Raw genomic sequence first — 10174 nt, forward strand, 5'->3', positions numbered from 1 at the left:
ATCATCAATGACAAAGCGGGACATCCAGTTACTCCATTTTAGCATGGAGCCTTTTTATCAGATTTTTTATCGTTTGAAAACTTTAAAAACACACCCTAGAAAGTTTATCCAATTTAAGTGCGCTAAATCCATATAACATTACTTACTCACAGATCAGGTAAATTGTCTAGATAAATTTCAATTTTACCCTTCCTCTAAGATACAGAGACAAAAACAGCTTGAAATCAGTCTTATTTTCAACTATTTTCTATTACATTCTATATTAATAGGTTATTTTCCAATGACTGACGATGACATAATGCTTATTAAAGATTTGGCGAACTATCTGAAAATAGCGGAAAAAACAGCTTATCGGTTTGCCTCAGAAGGTAAAATACCAGGCTTTAAGGTAGGGGCGGCGTGGCGTTTTCGTAGAAGTGAGATTGATCAATGGATTAAAAACCAAGAGCAAAAAGCCAAAAAACAGAATACATAATAAGCAGCAATTAAATAAGAGAGTCGAAATGATTACAGGCGAAATTAAAAATAAAGTGGATCAGATCTGGAATGCTTTTTGGTCAGGCGGGGTTTCAAACCCTTTATCTGTTATAGAGCAAATTACCTATTTGCTGTTCGCAAAGCGTCTTGATGATATTCATACAGCTAAAGAAGCACAAGCAAATTTACTTGGTGAAGGGATTAAAGATCCTATCTTTGAAAATGAGCAAGAGCATTTGAGGTGGTCTCGATTTAAAGATTTTGAACCTAAGCGAAAATTTGATGTATTTAAGGACGAGGTATTTCCCTTTATTAAGTCGCTCAATGGTCGTGCTGGAAGCTCTTATACAAAATTTATGACTGATGCAGTTTTCATAATTCCCACAGCATCTTTGCTAGACAAAGTCATTAATATGATTCAGCACATCCCAATGCATGATAGAGATACAAAAGGTGACTTGTATGAATATATGCTTTCTAAAATAGCCACCGCAGGAAAAAACGGACAATTCCGTACACCAAGGCATATTATCAAATTGATGGTAGAATTAATCGAGCCTAACCCTAAAGATATAATTTGCGATCCTGCGTGTGGTACTTGTGGCTTTTTGGTTACAGCAGCGGAATACCTCGAAGACCATTATAAAGAAGTCAGTCACAATAAAAATCTCAAAGAGCATTTCAATAGTCAAATGTTCCATGGTTCTGATTTTGATTCCTCAATGTTACGAATTGGTGCTATGAACATGACACTACATGGTATTGAACCAAGTTCTGGCAGATGATCGGACGAGGTACCAGACCTTGTGAGGATTTGTTTGGCCCAGGTAATGATAAAAAGGAATTTGTTATCTTTGACTATTGTGAAAATCTGGAGTTTTTTGATACCAACCCAGAAGGTTATGACTCCGGGGTTCAGGAATCAGTTAAGCAAAAAATATTTAATCGTCGATTAGATTTAATAACGACCATAGAAAATGCAAATACCGATGATGAAGCCCTTAAAGGGTTTAATGAAACTCTAAAAAATCAGCTGCACGAAGTTGTTTCCTCCATGAATACAGACAATTTTATTGTTCGAAAAGAACGATTAAATGTCGAAAAATATGCCTATCGTGAACAATGGGATTTTTTGCGAGAAGATGACATTGATACGCTAAGAAGCAAAGTGAGTGGATTGCCCACAGCGGACCAAGACGATGAATTTTGCCGTCGATTTGATTTGCTGATTCTAAATACTCAAGTCGCTATATTGCAAAACAACAGTGCGCAAGAAAAATACAAAGGCCAAATCGTCGAGATAGCCAAAGGCTTAGAAGACAAATCAAATATTCCTAATGTCGCAGCTCAAATGGAATTGATATTAGACTTACAAACCGAGCAATGGTGGAAAGATGTTTCTTTGCCAATGTTAGAGCAAGTACGGATCCGACTGAGAGATATCACTAGGTTTTTAGATAAAGAAACGGGACTGATGAATGTCTATACGAATTTTACTGATGAAATAAGAGAAGGTTCCACGGTTTTCGACATCGTGAGAGTTGATGCTAATCTTAGAGATTATCGCGAAGAAGTAAGAAAATTTATCAATGAGCACAGAAATCATATCACCATCCGGCGTTTAAGAAATAATGAACCAGTTACCCAGACTGATATAGCAGCCTTAGAAGATATTCTTTTTTCAGAATGCGGCGGGATTCCGCGCGAAGAATATCAAAAAATATTTGGTGAAAAACCATTGGGGGTATTAGTTCGCTCTGTTGTAGGTTTGAGTCGAAAAGCTGCAAAAGAAGCCTTCGCAGAATTTTTATCAAATGCTCCACTAAGCCCTGATCAAATAGCGTTTCTTGATGAGATCGTCGAGTTTATTGTGCGTAATGGCATTATGGATCCTAATGTGCTGTTTGAAACACCGTTTACGAATATCCATAGTAGCGGAATTACTGGAATTTTTGATGATGATAAAAGTAGAAGAATTCTAAACGTCGTTCGCCATATAAATAAGAATGCGGGCTTGGGTTAAATGTTCAAGTTCAAAAGAAAGGCGTAATTATGCAGTTCGTAAAAAATGGACCAGAAATACCTGACAGATTGTTGCAAGCTCATGAAGATGGTCGAGTTGTCTTTTTTTGTGGGGCAGGCATTTCTTATCCAGCTAATCTCCCTGGTTTTGGTGGTTTAGTTAAGAAAATTTACGAAGGTATTGGCGAAATTCCAAATGATATTGAAAAAACTGCAATCAAATCAGGTCAATATGATACCGCAATCGGGTTACTTGAATTCAGGATTGTTGATGGTCGAAATATTGTACGCCGTTCTCTTGCTGAAGTGCTTCGCCCTGATCTCAACAAGAAAAATGCTCTAGCAACCCACGAATCATTACTTACCTTATCCCGTTGTCACAAAAATGGATTTACACGCTTAATTACAACTAATTTTGACCGTATTTTCGAAGTAATTATTGAAAAGCAGAATTTAGATATCGATAGATATCAGGCTCCATTTCTTCCTATTCCCAAAAGTCGTTGGAATGGTCTTGTTTATTTACATGGTTTGCTACCAAACAAACTTCATGATGAAGCTAATAATCACTTAGTACTTTCTAGTGGTGATTTTGGACTAGCTTATCTGAATGAACGTTGGGCTGCTCGCTTTGTTAGTGAGTTATTTAGGAGTCATACAGTTTGCTTTGTTGGCTATAGCATAAACGATCCCATACTCCGTTATATGATGGATGCTCTTGCAGCTGATCGCCTTTTGGGTGAATCTCCACCAGAAATGTTTGCTTTTGGAAGTTATTCTAGGGGTAAAGACAAGGAAATCGCTAATGAGTGGAAAGCAAAAAATGTAACGCCAATTCTTTATAAAGAACATAGACGACACTTTTATTTACATAAAACACTCCGCGAGTGGGCAAAAATCTATCATGATGGAGTTAGTGGTAAAGAGCGTATAGTTGTCGAGTCTGCCATAACAAAACCTCAATCCAGCACAGTTGAAGACAATTTTGTCGGCCGAATGTTATGGGCATTATCAGATCCTTCTGGATTGCCTGCCAAACGCTTCGCTGGTAATAAGCTTCTTGATCCTGCACCTCCAATAGATTGGTTAGATATATTTACCGAGAAACGATATGGCTATTCAGATTTAGTTCAATTTGGAGTCTATCATTTAAATAATCAAGATGAAAAATTTGCTTTTAGTTTATTGAATCGTCCGATGCCTAATCACTTAATGCCTCATATGAGTGTAGTTGAGAATAATTTTGGTTCTCAAAATTTGGACGATATTATGAGGAATCTATCGCATTGGTTAACGAGACATTTGAATGATCCCAAACTAATTCTATGGCTTGCCGATCAAGGTGGGCAATTACATCCCTTCGTAGCTAAATTAATTGAAAAGGAGCTTGAGTATCTTGTTAGTTTAGAGCGTAATGGAAAAGAAGATGAAATTACTACTCTCCTTAAATACTCAGAAAGCGCAATACCCTCACCAAAAATGTATAAATATTGGCTGTTATTGCTAACTGGACGTATTGATTCGTCTCGCAATAAATTTGAACTTTACCAATGGGTAAATCAATTTAAACAGGATGGTCTGACTGCGGTTTTGAAGATAAAACTGCGAGAATTACTGTCCCCCAAAATATATTTGAGAAAATCCATTCATATCAGAAATGAGATAGAGGAGTTTAGCCCAGATTCTTTCATAGATTGGGAATTGCGACTTGCCAGTGATCATGTACATTCTGCTTTAGGAGAATTATCAAAAGAAACAAGCTGGCAAGCCAATATGCCTAAGCTGATCGATGATTTTACAATTTTATTAAGAGATGCATTGGAATTACAAGCTGAATTAGGTAGAGCAAATGAATTTGCAGATATGTCATACATTGCTCAACCATCAATAAGCGAGCATCCTCAGAATCGTAAATTCGATGATTGGACAGCATTGATTGAGCTGACTAGAGATGCATGGCTTGCATTATCAGTTCAAAACCCCAAGCAGGCATTTTTAGAAGCTGAAAAATGGCAATTTTATCATTATCCAATCTTTCGACGGTTAATGTTTTTTGCCGCTACTCAAATTAGTGTCATACCACCTAATCATGGTTTATGCTGGCTTTTATCAGATAATCATCGCTGTCTATGGTCAGCTGAGACTAAGCGAGAAGCAATACGTTTAATAGTGGCTTTAGGGCCACACTTAAACAGGAATAATTTATTAGAATTGGAACAAGCCATTATAAAAGGGCCACCGAATGAATTATTTAGTGCAGATATCGAATTAGAGCGTTTAGAACAGATCAAGAAGCGTGAGATTTGGCTACGTTTGGCTAAACTTGGGAAAAGCGATGTGAAGCTATCTAAAGAAAGCTTAATGAAACTACAAGAGTTAGAAAAAGCTTATCCTCTATGGGCAGTCGCGGATGATGAAAGTGATGAATTTTCATTTTGGATGTGGAGTGGAGATGAATGCCAGCACTTCTTAGAAACACCTCAAAGTCGTCAAAAACTAGTTAAATGGATTAAACAATACCCAGGAGATGATTGGAGACAAAAAGACCACTGGGAAAAACGATGCAAAGATAATTTTTCAACGGCCATAACAGCTTTATACATACTTACTAAGGAAAATTGTTGGCCTTCTACTCGCTGGCAGCAAGCATTGCAAGTATGGTCTGATGATAAATATATTACTAGATCATGGCGTTATGTGGCACCAATGCTTATCAACGCTCCCAATAAAACACTCGATTTAATTTCTCATGCGTTAGGATATTGGTTAAAAACTGTAGCAAAAGTTGCACTAATATATCATGAAGATGTTTTTTTTGAGCTCTGTAAGCGCTTATTAAAGTTGAATTACCCTAAAATAGAATTTGATGAGCCTGTAATGGCGGCAATCAATCATCCAGTTGGCTATGTTACTCAATCAATACTTAACTGGTGGTTTGCACATAAGCTTGAAGATGGCCAAGGTATTCCCCAAAAAATATATAAAATATTAACAGAACTCTGTGACCCAAGCATTGAGAAATTTCGACTTGCTCGCGTGTTGATTACATCAAATGCAATAACCCTATTTCGTGTAGATCCAGATTGGTCAACTAAATATCTACTATGCTTGTTTGCTTGGGATAGTTCAAAGATAGAGGCTCGTATAGCATGGGAAGGATTTCTTTGGACTCCCCGCTTATATTACCCATTTCTTGAAGAAATAAAGACTGACTTATTAAAAACAGCAACTAATTTTGAAAGTTTAGGTAAAAATAGCAAGCAGCAATATGCTGCTTTCATTACCTATCTTTCGCTTGATAGAGGCGAGAAATTTAGTGTTAGTGAATTAAGTGATGTTTATCGAACTTTGCCACCGGGGGGCTTAGACATAGCAGCTGAAGCTCTGGCTCGTGCTCAAGAATCTGCCGCTGAACAGAAAGAGGTTTATTGGGATAATCGTATTGCACCTTTCTGGAAAAACATATGGCCAAAGTCGCGTGAAGTTGCCTCTCAAAATATCTCAAAGGAATTAGTACGACTTTGTATTGCTAGTGGTAAACGCTTTCCAAACGCTGTTTCGTTAATGCTCCCATGGTTGAAACCCACGCAAAATATAATTACCAGTGTACATTGGTTACGTGATTCAAAACACTGTACCAATTTTCCAGAAGAAGCTCTTAATTTATTGAATGCAATTATTGGTGAATCGCTTTGTATTACCAGCGAGTTAGGAGATTGTTTAAGTGAGATTAAAGTTTCAAATCCTAAATTAGTCCAAGATCCGAAGTTTCGTCGACTCCATCAAATCTGGGAAAAACATAAATCAGATAAATGAAATAGTTTACAAATATTTCATGGGTTCATTAATCCTCAATAAAGCACTCATGCCCACCCAATTCCTTGGCAGATATCGGAGGTATTTTGGGGCGCCACTGGGGCAAAATTTTAAAATTTTGGGGCTTTTTTGGGGCAATTTACAGCCAATGGCTGACCATGAAAAACAACGCTTAATGAGTTATAACCACATGATTATCAATGGTTTTCGGTTGTCTCGGATGGCCTGTTTTGGTCTTAAATATTGGGGCGGCGACAATCAGAGTAAAAAAGTGATGTCAGTTCGATTAGTGCCTGCTGTACATGATCTGCTTTTTGAAAAAAAGATTTAGTTCTGCTTTCGAGATCGATAATAGAAGGTAGCGCTAGTGATCTATTTTTTCGCTCATGTTTGAGGAAGGCTGTTGTTTTAGTTTCTTCTTCAATATCTTTCTTTTCAATTTTTTTGATTTCTTCGGAATTAATTGATTTGGCTTTGATCTCTATTAACTTCAGGTGGTTCTGATCTTTAATTAGAATGTCTGTACGAATCAAATACCTACGGTAGGAAATTTCTGCCTCAAACAATGTAATCGAATCAGTTTTTAAAAGTCGTTTTGTTGAATCAAGAACGGATTCTGAATGATAGGCTTCAACAAACATGCCTTCTGGGAAATAGCATCGCGCCAGCGCTTCCACCCTCAGCTAAGGCTTTGAGAAAAGCATCATCTTTTGTTTGATTAGCATACTGAGGCCTATCAATATAAAAGAGTTTTGTTGGGCATTCCAATGCAAGTCTGAACTTGGACTTAGTAAGTTAATTGTCAGAACCCATATTTATAGTGGCGCAACAATGTAGACATACTCTGAGTATAGTCTTTGCAGTTTATGACTACTTACAACTATCGGTGCTAATGGAAAAGCCACTATTCTTTATTAACTGCTTGTCGAAGCTTTTTCGATAAATTCTCTAATGTCCTCAACTCGCCACACTGTTGTTCTAGGGCCAAGTTTTATTGGTTGAGGGAATCGACCAGACTTAACACCTGCCCACCATGTAGATTTTCCAACTGGAATTAATGGAGGAATAGGTGGATTTGCAGTTTTATCGCCGAGGATTTGGTGTGCTCTTAAAAAGCCGGTTTCGGGTAATTTTGTCATAATGTAATTTTGTCTGATTAAAATGTACGCATAATAATAGATAACAATTAGCGAGTGAAGTGCTGCAAGTTTTGCATGACGTTTGTTTTCTTGACTTAATCTATTCTGTATTCTAAATTCTAGAATATAGAATAAAAGAGAAAAAGCAATGTCAATTAAGCCACAAGATATCGTTGTTTTGGCAAAACTATTAGCCAAGAAGCCGAATGATGATTGGTCGCAAAACAGTCTTGCTTATGAGTTGTGTCTTAGTCCATCGCAAATAAACAGTGCTTTTAAGAGGTTAGTAGATGCAGGTTTTCTGACACCTTACCAATCAACGGAAAGACCTCAGCCTATTCTTCAAGCTTGTGAAGAGTTTTTCCTTCACGGCCTTAAGTATATTTTTCCTGCAAAATTAGGCGAAATCGTTCGGGGTATCCCTACAAGCTATGCAGCGCCTAGTTTAAATGAGCAGATTATAAGGGGAAATGATCCAGTCCCTGTTTGGCCTTATGGGGCAGGAGAGGAACGAGGAGTTGCACTTAAACCGTTATACTCTTCTGTCCCAGAGTCGATTACAAAACATCCTGATCCATTATTTTATGATTTATTAACTTTGATTGATGCAGTTCGTTCAGGGCGTGCCAGAGAAAAACATCTTGCTATGCAACAATTGTCGGAACTATTAAAATCCAAGGCAGTTAAAATTAAGGTGAAAGGAAACTCGTGAATAAAAGCTCTGCTCAGAAAAATATTGAATCATTAATGATCATTGCTCATCGGCTTGGAAATCTGTGTGATGAAGTAACGTTTGTTGGCGGTTGTGTAACGGGACTTTTGATAACCGATAAAGCAGCACCTGATGTCCGTTTTACGGTTGATGTTGATTGCATCATTAATGTCATAACAAGAACTGATTACTATGCATTAGCTGAGAAATTACGGCAAAAAGGCTTTAAAGAGTTGATGTCCGGTAACCATCCAATTTGCCGTTGGGATTGTGATGGTATTTTAGTTGATGTGATGCCAGTCGATGAAAGTGTGCTTGGGTTTTCAAATAAGTGGTATAAAGAAGCACTTGCTTGCTCAATAACTCAGGATTTGCCGGACGCTATTCGCATAAAAGTTATTTCTGCCCCTTATTTTTTAGCAACCAAACTCGAAGCGTTTAAGGGACGAGGTAATCAGGATTTTTTATTGAGTCATGATTTGGAGGATATTATTTCACTGGTTGATGGTCGGTCAGAGATAGTTGAGGATGTATCTCAGGCGTCACAATCAGTTAGACAATATCTTTCACAGGAATTTTCATTATTTATGAATAATGAAAATTTCTTACAAGCATTACCTGGCCATTTGAATTACTCGAATGAGATATTTGTTAGGGAAAAAATTGTTAAAGAACGCATCAATGCAATCATAGAGTTGGATTTATAAGTGGACACTAAAATCGCCTGGTTAACCGACCCCCATCTTAATTTTTTAAAGTCCCCTGAAAGAGAGACATTTTATCAGCAAATAAAACAAGCAGAGGTAAATAGCGTACTGATAACAGGTGATATCGCTGAGTCCAAAGATGTCTGTGAATTGCTCAATGAGTTCAGTGTAAATATTAATCTGCCCATATACTTTGTCCTGGGTAATCATGATTATTATTTCGGCAGCGTTGCCGAGGTGCGGGAAAATATTCGGCGTTTATGTAAGTCAAATAAAGATTTAATTTGGCTGGGTCAGCCTGCAATAATCAAGTTAGATAACAAGACTGCATTGGTTGGGCATGATGGTTGGGCCGATGCTCGCTATGGTGATTTCGAACATAGTACAGTTGCACTGAATGATAGTCGTTTGATAACCAATCTATATCAGGTTTTTTTACTCAGTAAATCGGCTTTAAAAAATGAAATGCAGCGGCTAGCAGATGAAGATGCAGCAGTACTCGCTAATACTATTTATCAAGCAATTGATGGTGGTATAAAAAACATCATTGTAGCAACTCATATTCCACCTTTTCCCGAGTGCAGCTGGCATGAAAATCAGCCAAATGATGAAAATTGGCTACCTTATTTTTCATCTAAAGCTACTGGGGATGTGTTAAGGTCAATTGCTGAAAAATATAAACATGTGAACTTTTTAGTTTTGTGTGGACACACTCATTCAGAGGCAAAAGTAAAATTTTCTGATAATCTGGAAATTAGAGTCGGTAAGGCTGAATATTATCAGCCTTCGATTCAGGAAATTATTACTATTTAGAGTCAACAATAAGGTAAACAAAAAAAGGGGTTACTGCGGGTTTATTCACTGACAATAACCGGCTTTTATAGACAACGTAACCACATCTTAAAATTAACGTTAACTATCTGATTTCTTATGGTTTTTGATGGCCTTTTGTTGTTTATCATGATCTGGGTCAAAATCAGGTGTAGCGGGTTCGATTCCCGCCGCCTCCACCAATTATCAAAACCATTCCTGACCACCAAAGACCATCATAAACCCATGTAGATCAACGAGTTAAATCCACTTTTCTGGTTGATAGGGTTGTCTTTTGTGGTTTTCTGTTGGCTCAAAAATCACCCAATAAATGCCCAAAATTTTTGAAAAAGTACCCAATATCTGCCCAAAAATTTGGGTTGTTTTGACGTAGTTGATCCTCTCCCCAAAACCGATCCGGTATTAATTAGAAAAACCGGCACCTAACACCTTCTGTTTGAACTGATTTGGAGTCAAATTGTTCAGTGAGG

Annotated in this window: 9 protein-coding genes; 7 read left to right on the plus strand and 2 right to left on the minus strand. The window is 37.4% G+C overall.

Features of this window, described 5'->3' with window-relative positions; all coding sequences use genetic code 11:
* Window positions 1-280: 280 nt before the first annotated feature.
* The 4 genes from E1O65_RS11900 to dsr1 are packed head-to-tail and all read left to right on the plus strand — an operon-like array spanning window position 281 to window position 6315.
* Window positions 281-475: a helix-turn-helix domain-containing protein gene (locus E1O65_RS11900; protein WP_133133818.1), complete on the plus strand. Its 195-nt coding sequence runs from the start codon at window positions 281-283 to the stop codon at window positions 473-475.
* Between the two features lie 28 nt (window positions 476-503).
* The gene (locus tag E1O65_RS11905; protein WP_133133819.1) at window positions 504-1262 is read left to right on the plus strand and encodes an N-6 DNA methylase; all 759 of its coding nucleotides are present in this window, start codon (window positions 504-506) and stop codon (window positions 1260-1262) included.
* Window positions 1259-2500, plus strand: coding sequence for a type I restriction-modification enzyme R subunit C-terminal domain-containing protein (locus E1O65_RS11910; RefSeq protein ID WP_133133820.1), 1242 nt, complete (start codon window positions 1259-1261; stop codon window positions 2498-2500). The genes E1O65_RS11905 and E1O65_RS11910 overlap by 4 nt, the downstream gene beginning before the upstream one ends.
* A 29-nt stretch (window positions 2501-2529) precedes the next feature.
* On the plus strand, window positions 2530-6315 hold the full coding sequence (gene dsr1 / locus E1O65_RS11915; RefSeq protein WP_133133821.1) for an anti-phage defense-associated sirtuin Dsr1: 3786 nt from the start codon (window positions 2530-2532) through the stop codon (window positions 6313-6315).
* A 236-nt stretch (window positions 6316-6551) separates the two neighbouring features.
* Here the strand turns inward: dsr1 and E1O65_RS12630 are convergent, their stop codons facing one another.
* Both E1O65_RS12630 and E1O65_RS11925 read right to left on the minus strand, forming a co-directional pair.
* Window positions 6552-6956 carry a hypothetical protein gene (locus E1O65_RS12630; RefSeq protein WP_207384251.1) on the minus strand — a complete coding sequence of 135 codons (405 nt, stop codon included), beginning with the start codon at window positions 6954-6956 and terminating at the stop codon, window positions 6552-6554.
* 273 nt (window positions 6957-7229) lie between these two features.
* Window positions 7230-7454: an AlpA family phage regulatory protein gene (locus E1O65_RS11925; RefSeq protein WP_133133822.1), complete on the minus strand. Its 225-nt coding sequence runs from the start codon at window positions 7452-7454 to the stop codon at window positions 7230-7232.
* Between the two features lie 148 nt (window positions 7455-7602).
* Here E1O65_RS11925 and E1O65_RS11930 point away from each other — a divergent pair, with 148 nt between their 5' ends.
* Genes E1O65_RS11930 through E1O65_RS11940 form a run of 3 tightly spaced genes read left to right on the plus strand, consistent with a single transcriptional unit; the run spans window position 7603 to window position 9686 of the window.
* On the plus strand, window positions 7603-8166 hold the full coding sequence (locus E1O65_RS11930) for a hypothetical protein (RefSeq protein ID WP_133133823.1): 564 nt from the start codon (window positions 7603-7605) through the stop codon (window positions 8164-8166).
* Window positions 8163-8873, plus strand: coding sequence for a hypothetical protein (locus E1O65_RS11935; RefSeq protein WP_133133824.1), 711 nt, complete (start codon window positions 8163-8165; stop codon window positions 8871-8873). The genes E1O65_RS11930 and E1O65_RS11935 overlap by 4 nt, the downstream gene beginning before the upstream one ends.
* Window positions 8874-9686 (plus strand): metallophosphoesterase, encoded by an 813-nt coding sequence (locus E1O65_RS11940; protein ID WP_133133825.1) that lies wholly within the window; start codon window positions 8874-8876, stop codon window positions 9684-9686.
* Window positions 9687-10174: the final 488 nt, after the last annotated feature.

The sequence above is a fragment of the Legionella sp. W10-070 genome (assembly GCF_900640175.1).
In the GTDB taxonomy this organism is placed as follows: Bacteria; Pseudomonadota; Gammaproteobacteria; order Legionellales; family Legionellaceae; genus Tatlockia.

Bases quoted from the DNA above. Each gene is read 5' to 3' on its own strand.
- E1O65_RS11925 (WP_133133822.1), bottom strand. From the start codon at position 7,454: ATGACAAAATTACCCGAAACCGGCTTTTTAAGAGCACACCAAATCCTC.
- E1O65_RS12630 (WP_207384251.1), bottom strand. From the start codon at position 6,956: ATGTTTGTTGAAGCCTATCATTCAGAATCCGTTCTTGATTCAACAAAA.
- E1O65_RS11900 (WP_133133818.1), top strand. From the start codon at position 281: ATGACTGACGATGACATAATGCTTATTAAAGATTTGGCGAACTATCTG.
- E1O65_RS11905 (WP_133133819.1), top strand. From the start codon at position 504: ATGATTACAGGCGAAATTAAAAATAAAGTGGATCAGATCTGGAATGCT.
- E1O65_RS11930 (WP_133133823.1), top strand. From the start codon at position 7,603: ATGTCAATTAAGCCACAAGATATCGTTGTTTTGGCAAAACTATTAGCC.
- dsr1 (WP_133133821.1), top strand. From the start codon at position 2,530: ATGCAGTTCGTAAAAAATGGACCAGAAATACCTGACAGATTGTTGCAA.
- E1O65_RS11910 (WP_133133820.1), top strand. From the start codon at position 1,259: ATGATCGGACGAGGTACCAGACCTTGTGAGGATTTGTTTGGCCCAGGT.